Source organism: Solibacillus sp. NPDC093137 (assembly GCF_050280445.1).
Lineage (GTDB): Bacteria > Bacillota > Bacilli > Bacillales_A > Planococcaceae > Solibacillus > Solibacillus isronensis_B.
This window is the reverse complement of the sequence record NZ_JBNNVH010000001.1, coordinates 32115-52848: the sequence shown is the minus strand read 5'-3', so window position 1 is coordinate 52848 and position 20734 is coordinate 32115. Positions and strand designations below refer to the sequence as shown.

Sequence of the window (20734 nt, the reverse complement as noted above, 5' to 3'; positions counted from 1 at the left end):
ATCTTATTATAATCAAACTATTGTAGATTGTCACGCATTTTTAATTTAGCGCTTCAACTCGTTAAAGTATATTGTGATAATAATAGAAAGGAAGCGTTTTCATATGGCAAACAAATTGTTCGCACTTGATATCGGAACACGCTCCGTTGTCGGTATTATTTTAGAGCAGCATACAGATACATACCATGTCGCCGATATTTTAGTAAAAGAACATAAAGAACGTGCAATGGTTGATGGCCAAATACATAACGTCCTGTATGTAGCGGAGCTTATACAGGAAATTAAGACGAAATTGGAAGAAACTCACGGTCCTTTGGAGAAAGTGAGTGTAGCAGCAGCCGGGCGTGCATTAAAAACCGAACAGGCCAGTGTTTCCATTTCTATTAAAAACCGACCGATCTTTACTGATGAAGATATTAACCGCCTAGAACTTCAAGCCGTTCAACAGGCTCAGCAAAAATTATTGCTTCATAAAGAAGATACAAAAAATAACCATTATTATTGTGTTGGCTATTCCGTTTTATATTTCCGTTTGGATGGAGAAGAAATTGGGAGCCTCCTCGATCAGCAAGGTGATGAAGCATCCGTTGAAGTGATTGCCACTTTCCTGCCGCGCGTAGTCGTGGAATCATTGCTAGCTGCATTAAAACGAGCCAATTTGGAAATGGAAGCCCTCACGTTAGAACCGATTGCCGCGATTAATGTACTTATTCCTCCTTCCATGCGCCGCTTGAATGTGGCACTTGTTGATATTGGTGCCGGAACTTCGGATATTGCCATTACAGACAAAAGTACGGTTGTAGCATACGGAATGGTGCCGACTGCTGGTGATGAAATTACCGAAAGTTTAAGTGACCACTATTTACTGGACTTTCCGGTCGCTGAAATGGCAAAGCGCCAATTGCATACGAGTGAGGAAATTCTCATTCAGGATATTTTGGGATTTGACGAATATTTTCCTCGTGAAGAAGTAATCAAGGCAATATATCCAGCAATTGAAAATTTGGCGAAGTCTATTGGCGACGAAATACTACGGTTAAATAATAACACCCCTCCAAAAGCGGTCATGTTAGTTGGGGGCGGGAGTTTAACACCTCACTTGCCGGAAGAGCTCGGCAAAACATTAAATTTGCCGTCTAACCGTGTAGCGGTACGTGATGTGAGTGCCATTCAGAATTTAACACGGGCTCAACATATTGCTGCAACACCTGAGCTTGTGACACCGATTGGAATTGCGATTGCCGCACAAAAATCACCGATCCATTACATGTCAATTCAAGTAAATCAACAAGTTGTACGACTATTTGAGTTGAAAGAAATGACAGTCGGTGATGCATTTTTGGCTGCGAACGTCAGAGCAAAACAATTATACGGCAAACCCGGACACGGTTTGTCGATTACAGTGAACGGTCAAAATGTTTTCGTGCCAGGTGAGCATGGACAGCCGGCACAGATCATATTGAATGGTGAAAATGCCTCGATTAAATCCCTTATTCAAAATGGAGATCAAATAGAGCTGATTCCCGGAAAAGATGGGACAGCCGCATCTGTTACTATAGGGGATATTATTGACCATGCATCCGTAAAAACTGTGATAATTCAAGAAAAGCAATACACTATTGAACCGAAAGTATTTGTAAACGGTCAAATTGCAAAATTGGATACTCCTTTACAGGATCGAGACTTAATTGTCGTCGAAACAATCGAAACTGTGGAAGATGTATTGAAATCTATGAACCATTCTGTGTATATGCAGCAATTCCAATCATATTTTGTTCATATCGATGGGAAACCTGTATCGTTCCCTGATTTTTCATCACAGCTTTTCATTAACGGAAAGCCTGGGAAACTGCATTACCCTATTCAAAATGGAGATATCATTACATTCGAACAGCGTCATTTACCTACAGCTGAACAAATTGCAGCACATTTGAATTTGTTGTTGGAAGAAAAGGCGATTGTAGAGTTCCAGCATGAACAAGTCGAACTTGTAAAGGTGGCCCGTGAGTTTTCTGTAAACGGTCAAGTAGTCCAACGTGAAGCAACAGTGCCGAATGGGGCTACAATTAATATTATCGAAAAAGATACAAGCAAATGGATTTATCAAGATGTCTTTCGGTTTTCCGACTGGCAGCTTCCTGCGTCATTTAAAGGGTCATTTGTGATTTTACGTAATGGTGCGCCTTCTTCATTTGATGCTGAAATATTCGGTGGCGACCAACTTGAAATTCAGCTTACCGATTAACCGGTTGTGGAATAATAAAAAAACGGCTCCCAATATTTTTTGGGGAGCCGTTTTTCTTATTATTGTACATCTGTATGGCGTGTTGAGTTTGGTGCGATATCCGGGTCTGTATTTACGCTATCCGGATCCGGAGCTTCAGCAGCAAGTACTTCTTCATCTACCATTTTATCCAATGGTAATGGTTCCTCACCTTCTGATGAAGCAGTTCCATCATCCATAACTGGTGGTTGTTTCGCTGTTTTCGCTTTCACTTTTTCAACAATTGAAGAAGATTGCTCTTTTAATTGCGTCGATAGCTGTGCCGTTTTCTCCTTTGCCGTGCCAGAAAGCTCAATGCTCTTATCCTTTAATGTGACAGCTTGTACCGCAACATCATTACGCATTTCACTGCCTGTCTTAGGCGTAAGTAATAAAGCTGTCGCTACACCGACAATACCGCCTACTAATGCGCCGATAACAAAATCCTTAACGTGAACTTTTTCATCATCATAAATCGAATCATTTAATCGGTTATAATCATAATTTACGCGTTTTTCTTCCATTTTAAAAACTCCCCCTTGTTATTGAATGTCATTTTCCCTTTTACTTGCGTTTTAAGAAACCAAACTTTGATTTCTGGCCTAAATTTGGTGGTGTTTCATTTGTTTTAGTACTCGTATAAATGATATCTTCTTCATTAATCGGCTTGCGCTGACGCCATTGGTCTGCAATCCCCATCGCTACATTACTCCATTGTACGACTTGCGCAATCTTGTCTTCGTTTTTATGCACTTCTGTTGAAATCGATGTTGTAATACGTTGAACTGATGAATTCAAATTATTCACAGAATCTCCAACACCTTTTACAGCATGCATTACTGAATTTAACTTCTCCGATTTATCTGAAATATCATCTGCCAGTGCATTTGTTTTTGTAAGCAGGCTTGTCGTCTCACGTGTAATGCCTTCCATTTGTCCTTCGATGCCGGCAACAGTTCCCGCAATTGAATTTAATGTATTCTTAACAGAAAACAATGTCATACCAATACTTACGCATAGGACTAAAAATCCGATTGCAGCCACTAATGCCGCAATATAAAGTAATACTTCCATCAAATATAACCTCCTCTATCTAGTTCCATTTATTACATTCGACAAAAATTGCGACAATCCTTTTCCTAGAAAAGCATTTTTTCCGAAAAACCCTCACGAAATACAAGCTTTTCTTACGTGAATACTGTTAATTTGTTATTTATTTATTCACTAAAGGCGAATGGCCATTTTGTCCATGCTTTCATATTCCCCAATCTCTTGATGAATAAAACCCTTTATAAATAGAAGTTCTATCATTTGTCCCGCATTAACGGAAAATCCGGTTGCTTTGGGCCAACACGATGTTGGTCTATCACTAGGGGATGAAGACAACAACCTGCTGATTGGAGTTTCACTTTATGTATGGAAAAACAGCTTATCCTTTTACTTCTAGGTTAAGCTGTTTTTCAATTAAATCAAAATTGCTTCAAAGGCATCTTGATATTTATGAACATCTCCCGCTCCCATAAACAGGAATACGGCATTTTCATGTTTTTTAAGTTGATCAACTGTTTCGGTAGTTAACACAGTACAGCCATCGATTAAGTTTGCTAAATCATGAATCGAAAGCTCTCCTTGTTTTTCACGTGCTGAACCAAAAATATCACATAAGTAGGTTGTGTCGGCACCGCTTAAACTATCCGCAAAATTTTGTAAAAATGCTTTAGTTCGAGTAAAAGTATGAGGCTGGAATACAGCTACAACTTCACGATCTGGATATTTTTGTCGCGCTGATTGCAAAGTTGCCGCAATTTCTGTTGGATGATGTGCATAATCATCCACTAAAATTGCATTACCCACTTTTGTTTCAGTAAATCGACGTTTTACACCGCCATAAGTATTAAGGCGTTCTTGAATCAGCTTTGCTGGAACCCCTTCATAATGACAAAGTGAAATCACCGCCAAAGAGTTTAAAATCGTATGGTCACCGAATAGCGGGATAAAGAATTTGCTGTAAAACTCATTACGTACATAAACATCAAATTCCGTACCTTCTGATGTTTTTACGATATTACGCGCAGAAAAATCATTAGCAGGATCAAAACCATAGTAGACAACTGGTACATTGGCTTGAATTTTCTGAAGCTGTTCATCATCTCCGCAGGCAATGATTGCTTTATTCACTTGTAAAGCCAGCTGTTGGAAAGCATCGTATACATCGTCAATACTCGTGAAATAATCCGGATGATCAAAATCGATATTCGTCATGATTGCATAATCCGGATGGTACGCTAAAAAGTGGCGACGGTATTCACATGCTTCCATAACAAAATATGAAGCATCTTTTTTACCTGAACCAGTACCGTCACCGATTAAATACGATGTCGGCATATAACCGCCTACAACATGGCTCATTAAACCAGTCGTAGACGTTTTACCATGTGCACCTGTGATGGCAATTGAAGTATAGCGATTGCTGTATTCACCTAAAAACTTATGGTAGCGAATGACCTCAACACCTAACTCGCGTGCACGCACTAATTCTGGATGATCATCATTAAACGCATTCCCTGCAATAACTGTTAAACCTTCTTTAATATTGTTTTCATCGAAATTTAAAATTTCTATTCCTCGGTCACGTAATGGTTGCTCCGTAAAATAGTATGTTTCATAGTCGGAACCTTGAACTTGCTCTCCTGCATCAAATAGAATTTGCGCCAGGGAACTCATGCCTGAACCTTTAATACCGGTAAAATGATAGCGTGTCATTATTTATAAAACCCTCCTAGGATACGAAGACCCCATTGAATTATCAATTTATTGTTTCAAAGTATGCCTACATTATAGCACTAAATACACGTTACGATAATTGAACGACAATTCTAATTTTTTTTAATTGTTCAACTTGCTGTGCTTTAGCCTCCGAATTGCTCAAACAGCTCTTCTTCTGTAATATATACATCTCTCGGTTTGCTTCCTTTTGGTTCTGAAACATAACCATGTCGCTCTAACATATCGATTAATCTAGCTGCTCGATTATAGCCAATATGATAACGGCGTTGTAAAAGTGATGTCGATGCTGAGCCTTGTTCAAACACAAATCGGCATGCCTCTTCAAACAACTCATCTTGTTCCTCTATTGTTTCTGAGCGTTTTAATAATTCTTCCTGTTTAAAAATATATTGTGGCTCTCCTTGTTCACGTACATACTCGATAATTTCTTCGATCTCATCATCTGTTACAAATGTACCTTGAATACGGGTTGGAGCCGACATTCCATTTCCTAAATATAGCATATCTCCGCGTCCCAGTAATCGTTCTGCACCCTGTGAATCCAAAATTGTGCGGGAGTCGATTTGTGATGATACTGAAAAGGCGATACGCGTTGGAATATTGGACTTTATCAGACCAGTTATAACATCTACTGATGGGCGCTGTGTAGCAACAATTAAGTGTATTCCTGCAGCACGGGCCTTTTGCGTAATTCGTACAATGCTGTCTTCCACATCTTGTGGGGACATCATCATTAAATCTGCCAACTCATCGATGACAATTAATAAGTATGGAAGCTTCTGTGCATACATACCATTTGCATCACACATTTTATTATATGCTTCTATTTTACGTGCACCGCTGTGCATAAATAACTCATAACGTCTTTCCATTTCCTCAACTGCCCATTTTAACGCTGCAGTCGCTGCTTTAACATCTGTAATAACAGGGCTGACTAAATGCGGAATATGGTTAAATGGCGCCAGTTCTACCATTTTCGGGTCAATCAGCATAAGCTTTAATTCATTCGGATTTGCTTTATACAGCAGGCTGACTAAAATCGAGTTAATACATACCGATTTACCCGATCCTGTGGCACCGGCGATCAGACCATGCGGCATTTTCCGTAAGTCGATTGTGACTGGCTTTCCTGTTAAATCCAAACCAAGTGCTGCTTCCAATGGGGAATCCGAATCTTTAAACGAAGCTGATTCTGTCACTTCTGATAGGCGCACCGAACGAGAAATCCGGTTTGGAATTTCAATACCGATTGATCGTTTCCCCGGAATTGGCGCATCAATTCGAATATCTTTTGCAGCTAATGCCAATTTAATATCATCCGTTAAATTGCGGACTTTGCTTACCTTCGTCCCGTGCCCTACTGTAATTTCAAATTGTGTAACGGCCGGTCCTTGGACAATCGATTCAATCTGCGCCTGAACTTGGAAATGGGATAGTGCTTCAACTAAATTTTCGCCTTGTTCATCCATCCAGTCGCGGTCTTCCACCATTTCCTCCGGCGGTACTAAGTATTCAAGAGGTGGCTTTACATAAGGTATCCTTTTAACTGGAGGTGCTTCTATTACGGTCTCAGCTTCCTCTGCTATCACTTCTTGAGTAGAAGGTGCTTTTACGTCTGCTGTTTCTTCAACAATTGGCTCTTCCTCTTCTTCAACTGACGGAAGTTCTGTTACCTCTTGGATTTCCGGTACTTCTTGAACGTTCAACGTTTCTGGAACTTCTTCTACTACTGCTTCCGTAGTCGCTGCTACTTCTAATAACTCTTCTACTTTTGCAGGTATATCGGATTCACGTTCCAACAACCCAATAGATGTAGAAATAGGTGCCCTCATCGTTTCCTCTTCATACTGATTAGTCGGTTCATGCTTCACAACCTGTTCGTTAAAAGTAATGATTTCAGCATTTTCCTGTACAGGTCGTACTTCATTCTGAGATAACTGAGCTTCCTTTTTAACAGCTTCTATTTCATCATTCTTTTCATGTTGCACTATATCCTCTAGTTCAGTATGAACTTCATTAGTTTCTTCAACCGGATTCATAATGTTTTCTTGCTTTACTTCGTCTAGTTTATTTTTTTTACTTTGCATGCTTAACTGCTGTTCAACAAATTGCTTCGTCATCAGTTTTTGCTTGTCTGACTTCAGCATCACCACATTAAAAGGAACACGGCTTCTCGTACTGATTGGTTGTACTGCATCCGTTTCTTCCTTCTTCTCTTCAATTACAATGGCTTCTTCAGATGGAGGCATTTGCTCCACATTTAATTGACCAATGTGTATTGTCGAATTTTCAATTGTTACATGCTTCACTTGTACATCACTGATTGTTTCTGCAACGGAAGGTTCCTCTTTCACTGCTTCTTCCGCTTCATCTTCTATTTCGACAACTGCTTCTGTCCGTTGTTCAAGCACCTCTTCTTCCACCGGTTGCTTGTCTTCTTCAATTGATTCGTCATTTTCGACTTCAATCAATTCTTCCTCATTCACAGGGGCAAGTTCAGGTTCTGATTCAAGTGATTCAGTTTGGGCAATTTCTTCTGAATAAGGCTCATGTATTTCTTGTTCATAATTTGTTACAGCTTGTTGTTCTTCCTCATTTGGTTGTACATCAACCAGTTCAGTCGGCTGTTCTGCCGATTCATTATGTTCTGGTTCAATTATTGATTTATGTTCGTGCTCTTCATTTTTAAGCTTTTCATCCTGCTGCTTTTCAATTAATTTTTCAATTGATGACGGCTTTTTAAAACCATGTACAGGCGACGGAACATCGGTAGGAATAAAACGTTTCCTAATTTCGATCGGTTTTAAAATTTGTTTATTTTCAGTTCTTTCTGCGCGTACAGGCTTATTGTGACGTATCGCTTCCCGTTCTTCTTTTAAATTCGATAAACGTCGTACAGGATCTCTTGTATGCACGACATTTGTGTGGCCTTTCCCTTTGCGGCGGCGTTCCAGTAAATCTCGTATACCGGATACTTCGACTTCATATACTTCCTTGGCTGTATGCTTTTGCAAATAATTTGGTAATGTCAGTTCTTCCTTATCATCATCATAAAAGCGCGTCGTTTGTCGCTGCTCATTTTCTTGCTTAACTGTTTCTTCATAATCATCTTCTATTAAAGGAAATCGGAATGCTTTTTTCGGCGCATCAGGTTCTTCATAATAATTTTGCTGCGCTTGTGATTGTTTTGTTTGATCTATTTCATCCATTTTTGGAGAATCATCATACTCATCATATTCTTCATCTGAATCCATATTAAATAGCTTATTAAATTTATTTTTAATCCAACTCATAAATACCACTTCTTTCCTTAAAAACATTGCCGTACAAATTCCACTATTTGCAACGGTCTTTATTCTTATTTAAATTGCTGTGTATAAATAATATACACCTCAAAAGCATATCATATTTGCCGGGTAAATGCGCTTTGTCGCTGATATTTTTAAGGATAAAAAAAAGTTAGTATGAGAGACTCAGCTCAACATACTAACTTATCGTACTTATTAACGAGTTGGAACCTCGAATGGGCTTCCTACTTCTGCAGAATCTTCCAGCACTAAAATACCTTTTACTTCAGGTGCGCCTGGAATTGCTAGTTCACGTGCAGAGCAAAGCATACCGAATGAATCTTCACCGCGTAAGTTACCTTCTTTAATCAATAGACCAGAAGGCATAACAGCGCCAACTTTAGCCACAACTACTTTTTGGCCTGAGTCAACATTCGGTGCTCCACATACGATTTGTAATGTTTCATCCCCAACGTTTACTTTACAAACACTTAGTTTATCTGCATTTGGATGCTTTTCTTTTGATTCAACATAGCCAACTACAAATTTTGGTGAGAAGTCTACATCTAGAGAAATTTCTGCGCCATTTGCTTTTAAAGCTGCTTCTATTTTTTCTACAAGTTCCGGTGTTACTTCCACATTCCCTGCAACATCCAGTTCTACGTACTTGCTAGCATTAAAAAGGTTAAATGCTTTCACTTCACCAGTTGTCTCTTCTTTTAAAATGGCTACATCGCCAGCGCGATCCATCGCTGTTTTTACGATTGGCTCCATTGATAATTGAACTAATAGGACATCTCCTACATGTGCTTTGTTGTAAGCTACTTTCATTTTTCTTCTTGCTCCTTTTTTACTTTGTTTTTCGCTAAAATAAATATTGGTTCTAAATGACCGTTTTCATATACAAATGACAAGCTCGTAATCGGAACCGCGCCAACTGTAAAGAAATGCATCGTCATCTGCGCTAATACATCATACCCTACTTCATTCCGAATATCACCAATAATTAATACGTCCTGATGCGGGACAGATACCGTCATTTCGCCTTCAATTTGACTTTCCATTTCTTTCAAAAAGCTTTCGTTTAAAATACGGCTTGCATCATAACCGTCATTCTGATTTAAAAAGTAATAAACATTACCGGAAACTTCATCACGTTTAACAGAAGTCGGCAATTTTTTTACAGAAAAACGTGCAGCTTCACGTATATGCTCCTCTGTTACATTTAATTTCGGCAACATTGACTCATCAATTAAACGATAAGTTGTACCTAAATCGAGCGCATAATAAATACGTGTTTCCGCTGTATGATCTGTCATGACAAAAGCATGACCATCATTCGACTTTTTAGGGAAGGATGTTGAGCGGATAATTGGATATACAGAAGCAAGACCTGCAAAGCCCTGTTCTTTTTCTCGCTGCATCGCTAAAAATGTTTGCTCAATTGTATAAATTACTTCATCAATTGCCTGCTGTTTTTTCTTTTCGTACTTCGTTAAAATTTCGGGTAAAAAGATATCCATCCCTCGTCCAATTTTTTTATGTTCAAGACGTAATTTATCATGCTTTTCATCGAATGTGAATGTAAAGTTTGCCTCACCTAGCTTAGTCTTCAGTTCAGCTACTAACTGTTTCGATTCCATTCAACCACTCCTTTATCTAATCAAAAACGGCTCACAAATGTGAACCGTTCCATTTACTTCATCTATTGTAACAAAAAAGCTATATGATTACTTTACTCAACGCCTCAGCTAGTTAACCACTTTCACTGTTTTCACAATTTCCATCATTTCCTGGATTTTATCGTCAATTTTCTTATTCTCGGAAATAGTCGACAGCTTAACGCCGCCTAAATTAACGATCAGCTCATATTTCTCTTCAGGAAATTTTGTGACAGCAGAAAATCCGAATTGGCCATCCGATTCGAATGTTTTCTCTTCGACAATTTCATTTTTGTTTTCCTGCTTTAACAAGTCATATTGTAACTGACTGTCTTCCGGTTCATTTTGATTAACGAATAATATATAGGAATCTTTACCGTTCAGAATCGTATAATTCAATTCATCGATTCCTTTTTCAATACTATATCCTTTTGGTAAGTATAGCTCTATATGTCCAATCGTTTTGTTTGCTTCATTCGCTTCGTTGCTAAACATTGTTTCAGCATTTTCCATTCCTGCTTGTGCCTGTTCTTCAACTGTTTGACTGCATGCTGATAATATAACAACAAGTGAAGTAAGCAAAAACGCATGTATCCATTTACGACTCATTGTTTTCCCTCTCTTTCAAACGTTCCATCAGTATCATAATAATTTTTCGAGCCGTAATGCAACGATTGTGCTCTACATCCGGTCCGATTGCTCTTTGTTTATTTTAAACAAGATTTGACCGACTAATAACTTAACAATATGTTCAAACATTTCTTTTCGGTCGATTAAATTATTTGAAAAAATACCAACTGCTCCTTGATGATGGCGAATATTTTCGCTATCTGTATAGACGTCCATCACCGGTCCGAGTTCCTTGCCCATACGAAGCTCCTGTGCAATTTCTTCCGGTAAGGCAAATTGAGCTCCTGAGCTGGCAATGACTGTCCCATCCTTCAAAACAGCCGCCCCCCAGTTACAGCAATACATTGTTCCTTCGATTTCATCGACGCCGCCTTCAAGTCCAAATGTTATATCCGCATTTGTAAGCATCATTGTATGACGTGCACGGTTGATCGCCCCTTGTCTCGTTTCTTCATTTGAGAAGGGCTGAATTGATACATCTGAAGGCACTTCCATATTTTCGATTGTGGCTTCAGGGAAATACTGTTTGACAATTGCTTCAACAGCACCTAATTTCGCCTTATTTTTCGATCCGACTGCTACTCTCATTATTTCATCTCCAAGCTATTCGTTTTTAAACGGTCTATACCTATATAAAATGGTTTACCGATTTTTATGTAAGTCACGTTAAACCCATTATCCGCAACTAAAAAACAAGAATGCGATAAGTTCGCATCCTTGTATTATAATATAATATTGATTTTTTTTATACGTTTGCGCGAATAGATTCGATTGTAGAACGGTCGGCAGTTTGAATTAATTTTACTAACAGTTCTTTAGCAGCTGCATAGTCATCCACATGAATAATCGACGCAGATGTGTGAATATAACGTGAGCAAACCCCGATTACAGCTGATGGAATCCCGTCATTTTGAGTGTGTACACGTCCTGCGTCTGTACCACCTTGAGAGACGAAATATTGGTATGGAATATTGTTTGATTCTGCTGTGTCCAGCACGAATTCACGCATACCACGATGTGTAACCATTGAACGGTCTAAAATTCGTAGTAATGTTCCTTTACCTAGTTGACCGAATTCATTTTTATCGCCAGATGTATCATTCGCCGGTGATGCATCCAATGCAAAAAACAGATCAGGTTTAATCATATTAGATGAAACCGCTGCACCGCGTAAACCGACCTCTTCCATAACATTCGCTCCAGAATAAATATGGCTCTTCACTTCTTGACCGTGAATCTCTTTTAAAAGTTCAATCGCTAATCCACAGCCGTAGCGGTTATCCCACGCTTTTGCCATAATTTTTTTCGGATTAGCCATCGGTGTGAATGGACATACAGGAATAATGGATTGTCCTGGACGTACACCTAAGTTCATCGCATCTTCTTTTGAATCTGCTCCGATATCGATCAGCATATTTTTAATATCCATCGGTTTAGAACGTTCCGCATCTGTTAATAAGTGCGGCGGAATTGATGCAATAACACCTGGGATTTCACGGTCTTTTGTATAAAGCGTAACGCGCTGTGCCAGCATAACCTGATTCCACCAGCCGCCAAGTGTTTGGAAACGGATCATGCCGTTTTCAGTAATGGAAGTAACCATAAAAGCGACTTCATCCATATGGCCAGCAACTAAAATTTTTGGCGCTTGTTCATCTTTTGCTTTACGCACACCAAATACGCCACCTAAATTATCCTGGATCACTTCATCAGAATATTTCGCTAATTCCGAGCGCATAAAATTGCGGACCGCACGCTCATTCCCTGGTGCACCAGGCAGTTCTGTTAATGTTTTAAAAAGAGCAAGTGTATCTTGATTCATTCTGCAACACCTCTAAAATGTAGATTTGCCTTCATTATACCACAAATTGCAAGCAATATTTCGACTTTCGAACCTTCTATTATTTTTACTCTATTTTCAGAATATGATAAAGTAAATGTAGTCACTATTTTGAGGAGGTATTTTGAAATGAATTTAAAAGACTTTACAATAGGGGTTGTAACAGGGATGGCAGCTGCTGTCATTGTTAAGGAAATGAGCAATCGTGTCGCACCATTTGCGAATCCAGATCATATTTTAGCTAACATTAAAGATGAATTTAAAAAACATGCACCAATTGATGGTTCTTGGATTTACATGAAAACTGAAAACTTCAGTAATGGCTTTACAGAAACTCCGGTTTACCGTGGAGGTATTTCACGTACAATCAACGGCGAGCTTGAAAACTACGAGTTCGCAGCAGATGCCCGTTCCGGTGCCATTGTAGATATTAAACAAATATAATGTAAAAGATGCGATGACGTAATTTTAGTCATCGTATTTTTTTTGGTTGTGCAGCTATCATTACAGAACAGTCAATCGTTATTCAAATTCTTTCAATTCCTGCTATATTATTAGCTATTATTGCTACACCATTAGTAGGCAATTATATTAAATATGTGTATCCGTACCGTGAAATCCCTTCTTATAATGATAAGCAATATACGAAAAAGATGTTTGAAATGTCCGACGAAGGCGAGCGCCATATCATGTTACAAGGGTTATATTCGGCATTTAATTTAGAGAATATTTTATTACTATGTTCCTTGTTACTATGCATGTTCTGTTCAGTCGCATCCGGTGAATCCCAGCTTTTCGCCATTCTCATCATTGCTATAATATTAATTACTGTAAACACTCAATATATGCTGAAAGTACGTAATCGATAATAAAAGCACCTGCATCGATAATCATGCAGGTGCTTTCGTGTTTACTTAATTAATGCCGGTTTCGAACGTTCCAGGCTGTCTGTTACTTCCTTGCCTGTTGCATCCCACTGAATCATGCGGTAATACGCATCATGGTAGAAGATAAAACGGTAGCCATTTGACAGCGCTTCTTTCATTAACTTTTCCTTCGCAAATACGCTTGTCATCGGGTAATCATCATATGCCAATACCCAAAGCGGATTTTGGTGGGCATGTGTCGGCATAATATCCGCCATATGTAACGCCACTTCCCCATTTTGTTCAAGGCGAATAATTGCATGCCCTTCACTATGGCCGCCCGTATGGATCATTTTTAAGCCTGGAGCCACTTCCAGCTCCCCTTCATATGTTGAGACTAAATGCTGTACAGGCTCCCAGTTTTCTTTCCAATACGTATTTTTTGAACGGATATTCGGATTGCGCATCTCATCCCATTCAATCTGTGTCGTGTGAATAACTGCATTAGGGAAAACCGGAACAAGCTTGTCCCCTTCCCACTTCGTTAAACCGCCAGCATGATCAAAATGTAGATGTGTCATCAGAATTGCATCAATATCACTTGGCTGTAATCCAGCTTCAGCTAAGCTTTTTTCAATTGTTGATTCTTCGGAAACACCGAAATTGCGCAGTTGCTTTTCATTTAACTTACCAGCACCTACCCCAGAATCGATTAAGTAATTTTTCCCCTCGTATTGAATTAAAATTGGTTCACATGCTAATTCAATTTGGTTCAATTCATTTACCGGATATTTACGAGACCACAGTGCTTTTGGCACTACCCCAAACATAGCTCCGCCATCCAGTGCTGTGACACCCCCATGTAACCATGTCAGTGTCATGTTGTGAAATTCAAATCGATCCATTTCTCCATCCCCCTAAATCGTTATTATTTCGTCTTGTATTGGCATTCTAGTCGATATATTGGTTGACCGAGCTTCGAGAATTTCTCCTCGTATTCTGTCATAATATTATCTTCCGGCATATTCGCATGTAAGTCTAGCGATACATAGTTTAATGCCATACCATACTCGTTCATACTTACGAGTGAATATTCAAAAAGACCACGGTTATCCGTTTTGAAATGGATTTCACCGTTATCAACTAAAATGTTCTCATAAATTTTCAGGAAACCTTCATGTGTCAGGCGACGCTTTGCATGTCGCACTTTTGGCCATGGATCCGAGAAGTTCAGATATACACGGTCCACATCCCCTTTCCCAAAAAACTCTTCCAGCTTCGCACCATCAACTTTTAACAAACGCAAATTCGATGGTTTGTTTGCTGCTTCGATTTTTTCAAGGGCACAGACGATCACACTATCAAATAATTCAATACCGATATAGTTAATCTCCGGATTTTGCAATGCCATCCCTAAAACGAATTGCCCTTTACCCGTACCAACTTCGATATGAATCGGATTGTCGTTGCCGAATGCTTCAATCCACTTGCCTTTATAATCTTCCGGGTTCGGAATAATTACATCAGGATGTTGTTGAATATATTCCGCTGCCCATGGTTTATGCTTTAATCTCACTTACTTATCCTCTTTTCTATTGTGTAGCTGCCTCATATTATAACGGAAAATAGCTTCGTTTGCTTTTATTTTGCTAAATTCCATGCTTTTTTCTGAACAGTTATTTCAATTTCATTTTGACCGGGTGCTAATTTTTGGGTTTCACCGTCTGCATGTGCCATGACCGGTTCCTCAAACATCAACTGTGCATCCGTCGCTGCAAACTGCTCGACTTCCTTCAAAAGTGTATGCTTCCCTAAAAAGACTGTTCCAAAAAGGAATAACAATTTCCATTTCGATAAATTGGAAACGACTGTCAGTTCAAACTGCCCATCGGACGTATTAGATTCTGGGGACAATTTCATGCCCCCTCCAAAATAAGGCTGATTGCTCGCTGTTACAAACCATACGTTTTGAAATTGCTTCTTTTTCCCTGTATGGACAATCGTAAGCTTAAACGGTCTATAAGTAAAAAGAGCGTGAATGACATAATAAGGATAGCTCAGCTTCCCGAGTTTCCATTTATTAAGCGACCTTTTCAGCGTGGACTTGTTCGCGATGTTCGCCACTAATGCATCAAACCCCACACCAAAATTATTGATAAAGTATGTGGTTTTCCCACCTTGTCTCACTACCCCGCAATCATGTGAAGTACTATTTACTGTGTTTACAAATTGCTCTACTTGTTTGCTCGTTTCGAATGCTTGATACCCCCTGGCAAAATCATTACCAGAGCCTGCCGAAATTGCCCCTAAATAGACATTTTCAAAATGTACTGCACCATTCAGCACTTCATGAATTGTCCCATCACCGCCAATGGCAATTAGACAGACCGGGTTTTCCTTTGTTGCTCGTCCGGCAATATCCTTTGCCAGCAGCTGCGAATGTCCTTCGTATTTTGTCCAATGGATTTGATACGGGATCGCCAACTGGTGGTGAAACTTATGCCAACGCTTAACCCCCTGCCCGTTACCCGCATAAGGATTAATTATAAAATGCACTTCCATTATTTAATCTTCCTTATTTTCCGTATTCCAAATATCCCGATGAAAAGATGTTGTCTGTACTGTATTTAAAATGGCTTGAGCTCCACGTATTTGCATATGCTTCATCGGTGAAACAGAGCGCGATAATTGTCCCATCCATTCAGGGAATTTCCGTTTATCCACAAATGAAACCCCATACATTGTTCCTGGATAATCAATATAGCCATTTCTTGTTAACAATACTTTGCGAATCGGCAGTTCAATATGATTCTGCTGAAAAATCTGCTCGACAACTTTTTCCATCCGGTTTAATTGAATTAAAGGACTTAACACTTTTTTTTCATTTTTTCCGTCCTTCTTTAACCAGAAGCGTTCGCTATTTGCGATATATACCGCCTGACTTTCCTGTTCCAAAACCGTAATACATAGACATTCTGTCGGTGTCATTATAATAATATCCAATTCTATCGGCGCTTTTTTCACACGTAAAATCGGATAATAGAATACTAAGTAATTGTCCGGCAATGTTTGGAGCATGGAACGCAAAAATGTATCACGCATAAACTTCGGATCTACATAAGATTTTTCACGCAATGTCGAGCTTGCCCATTTCATTTGAAAATGAAAAAACTGATCGATGAACATTTTCTTAAGTTCTTCTAATGTTTTTGGCGTATAGACAAGATTCGGTTCAAATGTCAGCGTTGAATCATCTTCCTGATATGGATTTTCTTCTACTGCCCAATCATTGGAGATGGTCACTTTTTCGATATCTTCTTGTTCTTCTTCGATTACTTCTGCTTCTTTTTTGAAAGGGAAAAGTTTTTGAAACAGTGATTTTTTCTTCTCTTCCTTTACTTCTTCCTCTATATGTTCCCAACGTTCAATTGCTTCACCAGTCTGCCATTGATACTTTATTCGCTCCCACTGATTTGTCTTTAAGCGAATAAACTGCGTTGGATAGCGTGCCAAGTCAATTTCGTATCGTGAAATATAATCTTGAAGTTTTATTAACTGAGCCATTTTATCTACTCCCTAAGTTCATTCCTAATCTTCATTACGTTATATTTTACAGGTTATCCGCAAAAAAAAATAGCGCCTTGCCGTTAAGCAAGGCGCTATTTTTATTAAATTAAGAATTAAGCTTTAATCCCTTTTGGAATTTTTGTTTCGAATTGTGCTTGTAATTTACGTGTCCATTCACCCGGTGTACCATTGCCGATAACTGTACCGTCAATTTCAATAACCGGAGTTACTTCTGATGTTGTTGAAGAAACGATTACTTCATCCATAGCAAGCAGCTGCTCTTTCGTCATTGCCTGTTCGTTAACAGTAAGACCGATTTCCGCTGCACATTTAATAATTACTTGACGAGTAATTCCGTTTAAAATGAGATTGTTGGCTGGGTGTGTATAGAGTACACCTTCTTTAACTCCGTAAATGTTTGATGATGAACCTTCCGTAATGATTTCATCACGGTGCAAAATTGCTTCATAGCAGCCTTTTTCATATGCTTCCTGTTTTGCAAGAACCGCACCAAGCAAGTTCAGTGATTTAATATCACAACGCAACCAGCGAATATCTTCCACAAATGTAGCCTTTACACCCTTTTCAAAGTTTTCTAATGGGCGTGGATTTTCTTTCGCATTCCCTGTAATCACCGGTTTCACATCATCGCCAGGAAAAATGTGGTTACGAGGGCCGGCGCCACGTGTAATTTGGAAGTAAACATGACCTGTGTCAATATTGTTTGCTTCTACAAGTTGATGCAGTAACTGGTGCAATTTATCTTTTGTATAAGGAATAGTAATGCGGATTTTTTCAGCACTGTCATAAAAACGGTCAATGTGCTCAGTCGCTGTAAACAGTTCTCCATTATATACTTTCACTACTTCATATACACCGTCGCCAAATTGATAGCCGCGGTCTTCCTTGTCCACCAATACTTCTTCATTTTTTACAATTTGATCATTCCATAAACTAAAGCTCATCTCAAATACCACCTTTTTATTAGTTAGTTGCTAAATTTACTATTGCTTCTGCATAAATGGCAGTCGCTTTTATCAAGTTATCAATATCAACAAATTCATCGGCCTGATGGGCAACATCTAGTTCGCCTGGGAACAGCATTCCGAATGCAACCCCTTTTTTCATAACGCGAGCATATGTCCCTCCGCCAGTTGAAAGTGGCTTCGAGTAGTCATTGCTGTATTTGCGATATACTTGCAGCAATGTTTGAATTAATTCATCTTCCTCGCTCACATAATGCGGGACTGAATTGCTTACTACATCTAGTGTAAATGCTTCATGCTGTAATAATGCCTGTACTTTCGTTATTTTTTCTTCAAACGGATACGTTACGGAATAGCGCATACTCACTTCAATTGACACACCGCGCTCATCAAAAGTTACGATTCCAGGATTTAATGTTGTCGGTCCTGACATGGCATCTTCAAATTGGAAGTCCAATGCGGTTCCAAAATGATCGTTGTCAAAAACACGGACGATAAAATCGATAAACGATTTACTTTGTTTCGTCTCCACAACATTTTGTAAAAATTTCGCTAAATAAACTGCTGCATTTCGTCCCTTTTCCGGTTCCATTGCATGAGCTGATTTACCTTTCACAACAATTATAATCCCATTATCGTTATTAGTGAAAGTACCTTCAACGTCATTTTCTTTTAAATATTTCAGAAAATTCTCACTTGTGCTTTTTTCGGCATATTTTAAAGTAGCGGTTGCTTCATCCGGTACCATATTTGTTCTGCTACCTGCATAGAATGACAGTAATTGCTCATCGCCTGTTCGTTTTTCTTTACTTGAGAACGTTAAATGAGCAATACCTTTTTCAGCGTTGATTAGCGGAAAATCTGCATCAGGTGCAAAACCAATTGTCGGCATTTCCTCTTTTTCGAAGTAGCGCGTTACACATTGGAATCCGCTTTCTTCATCTGTACCAATAATCATTCTTACACGTTTTTTCAAAGGGATCTTCGCATCGTGAATCAGTTTCATCGCCAGCCATGCCGCCATTGTTGGACCTTTGTCATCAATCGCACCACGACCGAATAATTTTCCATCTGCCACTTTCCCTTCAAATGGAGGATATGTCCAACTTGCAACATCTCCGGCAGGCACTACATCCACATGGCAAAGTACACCAACAAGTTCCTCACCTTGCCCCATTTCAATATGGCCGGCCATATGATCCACGTTTTTTGTAGTCATCCCTTGCTCTATACCTTTTTGAAGCATATATTCCAATGCTGCTTTCGGACCAGCACCGAAAGGCATTATATCAGAAAAATTATTTTCATCTTTTACACTTTCTATTTGAATCAATTGCTGTAATTCTTGAATAAGCTCTTCTTTTCTTGCTTGAGCCAGTTGTAACCAATCCATTAATACACCTCATTTTTTTAATATTGTTATTGTACTCCTTCTTGTTAAAATTACAATAATCATTCGACAAAATCATTTCATCCTATATTTCTAGGAATATTAAATATATGAATTTTCTGTAAAAATAGTGTTTTTCGTCTCTCATTTCTGGAAATCTGTTTGGTTTTCCGCTATAATGTATGTGTCAGAACATCTATTCTGACCAAACTTTCAGAAAAGGGGATGTCTAAGGCAAACTATTAAAGCCTAAGTGCACTCCGCACATATTTTGTCGTCCGCTAGTCTTATGCCATGAGAATTTAAGATCGAAGGAGTGGTTTTTAGAAATGAAGCCAACTACTGATAGAATGCTTAATCGTATTAAAGACGTGTATATGTTTATCCTCAATAAAGGAGAAGTGACTACACAGGATTTAGTCGAAGAGTTTAACATCACTCCTCGCACCATTCAAAGAGATTTGAATGTGTTAGCCTTCAATGACTTGGTAATGAGTCCAAGTCGGGGTAAATGGACAACGACGAAGAAAAAAGTAAAAATGACATCTTAGAATTTTGAAAGCGGCTGATTCTTATTTTGTGAGAAAGGACTAATTGTCCCAACATAACGTAAGGTGTCGATCAGTTACACATGAAATATTATGAACATTGCTGAGTCAGCAAGCGTTCACTTAGTTCTTGACACAAGAACTAAAAGAAGCGAATGCCTTTTCGTCGGGGCATTCGCTTTTCCTTTGTTTATTATTTTGAAGCTAAAAGATCTAGTTCCTGTTCTGTCAGCTCGCGGTATTCACCTAATGCCAACTCTTCATCAAGCTTCAATGTTCCCATTGACTGACGCTTTAAATACGTAACCTTCTTGCCTACCGCCTCAAACATGCGCTTCACTTGATGGAATTTCCCTTCTTGGATCATCAGCTCAATTTCCGATTGCTCGCCAGACACTAATATTTTTAATTCTCCAGGCTTTGTATGATAACCATCTTCCAATGTTACACCTTGTGCGAAGGCTTCGATATCGGCTTCCGTTACTACTCCGTCAATTTTGGCGTAATACCATTTCGGGACATGCTTTTTAGGAGAAAGCAGATTATGTGCTAAATTGCCGTCATTTGTAATTAGCAGCAGCCCTTCCGTATCTTTATCCAAACGTCCGACAGGGAATGGCTCAAAGTGCTGATACTCTGGATCAAGTAAATCAATGACCGTTTGATCGTGGCGGTCTTCTGTAGCTGAAATGACACCCGGCGGTTTATTCATCATTAAATAAATAAACTCCACATATTCCACACGCTCACCAAATACCGAAACATTTTGCTTTTCAGGATTCACATGCATTGCTGAATCTTTTACTGTAACACCGTCCACTGTTACAGCTTTTTGCTTTAATAATAGTTTAACTTCTTTTCTAGAGCCGTAGCCCATATTAGCCAGTAATTTATCTAAACGCATAAAGT

General features: G+C 39.0%; 20 protein-coding genes. 4 read left to right on the top strand and 16 right to left on the bottom strand.

Annotated features, from left to right (window positions below):
• Positions 1-103: 103 nt before the first annotated feature.
• Positions 104-2245 carry a pilus assembly protein PilM gene (gene pilM, locus ACQKN3_RS00275; RefSeq protein WP_427708593.1) on the top strand — a complete coding sequence of 714 codons (2142 nt, stop codon included), beginning with the start codon at positions 104-106 and terminating at the stop codon, positions 2243-2245.
• Positions 2246-2304: 59 nt separating this feature from the next.
• Here pilM and ACQKN3_RS00270 read toward each other — a convergent pair whose 3' ends face one another.
• The 9 genes from ACQKN3_RS00270 to ACQKN3_RS00230 form a co-directional block, all read right to left on the bottom strand.
• The gene (locus ACQKN3_RS00270) at positions 2305-2787 is read right to left on the bottom strand and encodes a YtxH domain-containing protein (RefSeq protein WP_251686456.1); all 483 of its coding nucleotides are present in this window, start codon (positions 2785-2787) and stop codon (positions 2305-2307) included.
• 40 nt (positions 2788-2827) lie between these two features.
• Positions 2828-3337 (bottom strand): DUF948 domain-containing protein, encoded by a 510-nt coding sequence (locus tag ACQKN3_RS00265; RefSeq protein WP_251686455.1) that lies wholly within the window; start codon positions 3335-3337, stop codon positions 2828-2830.
• 390 nt (positions 3338-3727) lie between these two features.
• Positions 3728-5026, bottom strand: a complete 1299-nt coding sequence (murC, locus tag ACQKN3_RS00260) for a UDP-N-acetylmuramate--L-alanine ligase (RefSeq protein ID WP_427708591.1) — start codon at positions 5024-5026, stop codon at positions 3728-3730.
• A 146-nt stretch (positions 5027-5172) separates the two neighbouring features.
• Complete coding sequence (locus ACQKN3_RS00255; protein ID WP_427708589.1) at positions 5173-8343, bottom strand: DNA translocase FtsK; 3171 nt, start codon at positions 8341-8343, stop codon at positions 5173-5175.
• A gap of 210 nt (positions 8344-8553) precedes the next feature.
• A complete protein-coding gene (gene ytpR, locus ACQKN3_RS00250) occupies positions 8554-9168 on the bottom strand; it encodes a YtpR family tRNA-binding protein (RefSeq protein ID WP_427708587.1) in 615 nt (204 codons plus the stop codon).
• Positions 9165-9980, bottom strand: a complete 816-nt coding sequence (locus ACQKN3_RS00245) for a DUF1444 domain-containing protein (RefSeq protein ID WP_427708585.1) — start codon at positions 9978-9980, stop codon at positions 9165-9167. Before ACQKN3_RS00245 ends, ytpR begins: the two co-directional genes overlap by 4 nt.
• Positions 9981-10088: 108 nt before the next feature.
• Entirely contained in the window at positions 10089-10607 is a 519-nt protein-coding gene (locus tag ACQKN3_RS00240; RefSeq protein WP_427708583.1) for a hypothetical protein, read from the bottom strand.
• A 72-nt stretch (positions 10608-10679) separates the two neighbouring features.
• Positions 10680-11216: a DUF84 family protein gene (locus tag ACQKN3_RS00235; RefSeq protein ID WP_251686450.1), complete on the bottom strand. Its 537-nt coding sequence runs from the start codon at positions 11214-11216 to the stop codon at positions 10680-10682.
• A 157-nt stretch (positions 11217-11373) separates the two neighbouring features.
• A complete protein-coding gene (locus ACQKN3_RS00230; RefSeq protein WP_427708582.1) occupies positions 11374-12450 on the bottom strand; it encodes a M42 family metallopeptidase in 1077 nt (358 codons plus the stop codon).
• Positions 12451-12597: 147 nt separating this feature from the next.
• On the opposite strand from ACQKN3_RS00230, the gene ACQKN3_RS00225 reads away from it, so the two are divergent.
• Both ACQKN3_RS00225 and ACQKN3_RS00220 read left to right on the top strand, forming a co-directional pair.
• A complete protein-coding gene (locus ACQKN3_RS00225; protein ID WP_079528542.1) occupies positions 12598-12912 on the top strand; it encodes a peptidase M4 in 315 nt (104 codons plus the stop codon).
• Positions 12913-12947: 35 nt separating this feature from the next.
• Complete coding sequence (locus tag ACQKN3_RS00220; RefSeq protein WP_427711553.1) at positions 12948-13337, top strand: DUF3169 family protein; 390 nt, start codon at positions 12948-12950, stop codon at positions 13335-13337.
• A gap of 41 nt (positions 13338-13378) precedes the next feature.
• Here the strand turns inward: ACQKN3_RS00220 and ACQKN3_RS00215 are convergent, their stop codons facing one another.
• The 6 genes from ACQKN3_RS00215 to pepV all read right to left on the bottom strand — a co-directional run bounded on the left by ACQKN3_RS00215 (position 13379) and on the right by pepV (position 19280).
• Positions 13379-14239: a YtnP family quorum-quenching lactonase gene (locus ACQKN3_RS00215; RefSeq protein ID WP_251686447.1), complete on the bottom strand. Its 861-nt coding sequence runs from the start codon at positions 14237-14239 to the stop codon at positions 13379-13381.
• A 23-nt stretch (positions 14240-14262) separates the two neighbouring features.
• The gene (gene trmB, locus ACQKN3_RS00210) at positions 14263-14910 is read right to left on the bottom strand and encodes a tRNA (guanosine(46)-N7)-methyltransferase TrmB (protein WP_251686446.1); all 648 of its coding nucleotides are present in this window, start codon (positions 14908-14910) and stop codon (positions 14263-14265) included.
• 65 nt (positions 14911-14975) lie between these two features.
• Entirely contained in the window at positions 14976-15896 is a 921-nt protein-coding gene (locus ACQKN3_RS00205; RefSeq protein WP_427708578.1) for a diacylglycerol/lipid kinase family protein, read from the bottom strand.
• Between the two features lie 3 nt (positions 15897-15899).
• Positions 15900-16898 carry a nuclease-related domain-containing protein gene (locus ACQKN3_RS00200; RefSeq protein WP_427708576.1) on the bottom strand — a complete coding sequence of 333 codons (999 nt, stop codon included), beginning with the start codon at positions 16896-16898 and terminating at the stop codon, positions 15900-15902.
• Between the two features lie 116 nt (positions 16899-17014).
• On the bottom strand, positions 17015-17866 hold the full coding sequence (gene dat, locus ACQKN3_RS00195; protein ID WP_427708574.1) for a D-amino-acid transaminase: 852 nt from the start codon (positions 17864-17866) through the stop codon (positions 17015-17017).
• 19 nt (positions 17867-17885) lie between these two features.
• Entirely contained in the window at positions 17886-19280 is a 1395-nt protein-coding gene (pepV, locus tag ACQKN3_RS00190; RefSeq protein WP_427708572.1) for a dipeptidase PepV, read from the bottom strand.
• Positions 19281-19606: 326 nt separating this feature from the next.
• Between pepV and ACQKN3_RS00185 the strand changes: the two genes are divergently transcribed.
• Positions 19607-19828 carry a DeoR family transcriptional regulator gene (locus ACQKN3_RS00185; protein WP_008408196.1) on the top strand — a complete coding sequence of 74 codons (222 nt, stop codon included), beginning with the start codon at positions 19607-19609 and terminating at the stop codon, positions 19826-19828.
• 190 nt (positions 19829-20018) lie between these two features.
• Here the strand turns inward: ACQKN3_RS00185 and ACQKN3_RS00180 are convergent, their stop codons facing one another.
• On the bottom strand, positions 20019-20729 hold the full coding sequence (locus ACQKN3_RS00180) for a pseudouridine synthase (protein ID WP_251686441.1): 711 nt from the start codon (positions 20727-20729) through the stop codon (positions 20019-20021).
• Between the last annotated feature and the right edge of the window lie 5 nt (positions 20730-20734).

Excerpts from the sequence above, each read along its gene's own strand:
- ACQKN3_RS00215 (WP_251686447.1), bottom strand. The coding sequence starts at position 14,239 with ATGGATCGATTTGAATTTCACAACATGACACTGACATGGTTACATGGG.
- ytpR (WP_427708587.1), bottom strand. The coding sequence starts at position 9,168 with ATGAAAGTAGCTTACAACAAAGCACATGTAGGAGATGTCCTATTAGTT.
- ACQKN3_RS00205 (WP_427708578.1), bottom strand. The coding sequence starts at position 15,896 with ATGGAAGTGCATTTTATAATTAATCCTTATGCGGGTAACGGGCAGGGG.
- pepV (WP_427708572.1), bottom strand. The coding sequence starts at position 19,280 with ATGGATTGGTTACAACTGGCTCAAGCAAGAAAAGAAGAGCTTATTCAA.
- dat (WP_427708574.1), bottom strand. The coding sequence starts at position 17,866 with ATGAGCTTTAGTTTATGGAATGATCAAATTGTAAAAAATGAAGAAGTA.
- ACQKN3_RS00270 (WP_251686456.1), bottom strand. The coding sequence starts at position 2,787 with ATGGAAGAAAAACGCGTAAATTATGATTATAACCGATTAAATGATTCG.
- ACQKN3_RS00240 (WP_427708583.1), bottom strand. The coding sequence starts at position 10,607 with ATGAGTCGTAAATGGATACATGCGTTTTTGCTTACTTCACTTGTTGTT.
- ACQKN3_RS00180 (WP_251686441.1), bottom strand. The coding sequence starts at position 20,729 with ATGCGTTTAGATAAATTACTGGCTAATATGGGCTACGGCTCTAGAAAA.
- ACQKN3_RS00245 (WP_427708585.1), bottom strand. The coding sequence starts at position 9,980 with ATGGAATCGAAACAGTTAGTAGCTGAACTGAAGACTAAGCTAGGTGAG.
- ACQKN3_RS00230 (WP_427708582.1), bottom strand. The coding sequence starts at position 12,450 with ATGAATCAAGATACACTTGCTCTTTTTAAAACATTAACAGAACTGCCT.
- ACQKN3_RS00185 (WP_008408196.1), top strand. The coding sequence starts at position 19,607 with ATGAAGCCAACTACTGATAGAATGCTTAATCGTATTAAAGACGTGTAT.
- ACQKN3_RS00200 (WP_427708576.1), bottom strand. The coding sequence starts at position 16,898 with ATGGCTCAGTTAATAAAACTTCAAGATTATATTTCACGATACGAAATT.
- ACQKN3_RS00255 (WP_427708589.1), bottom strand. The coding sequence starts at position 8,343 with ATGAGTTGGATTAAAAATAAATTTAATAAGCTATTTAATATGGATTCA.
- ACQKN3_RS00235 (WP_251686450.1), bottom strand. The coding sequence starts at position 11,216 with ATGAGAGTAGCAGTCGGATCGAAAAATAAGGCGAAATTAGGTGCTGTT.
- ACQKN3_RS00265 (WP_251686455.1), bottom strand. The coding sequence starts at position 3,337 with ATGGAAGTATTACTTTATATTGCGGCATTAGTGGCTGCAATCGGATTT.
- pilM (WP_427708593.1), top strand. The coding sequence starts at position 104 with ATGGCAAACAAATTGTTCGCACTTGATATCGGAACACGCTCCGTTGTC.
- murC (WP_427708591.1), bottom strand. The coding sequence starts at position 5,026 with ATGACACGCTATCATTTTACCGGTATTAAAGGTTCAGGCATGAGTTCC.
- ACQKN3_RS00225 (WP_079528542.1), top strand. The coding sequence starts at position 12,598 with ATGAATTTAAAAGACTTTACAATAGGGGTTGTAACAGGGATGGCAGCT.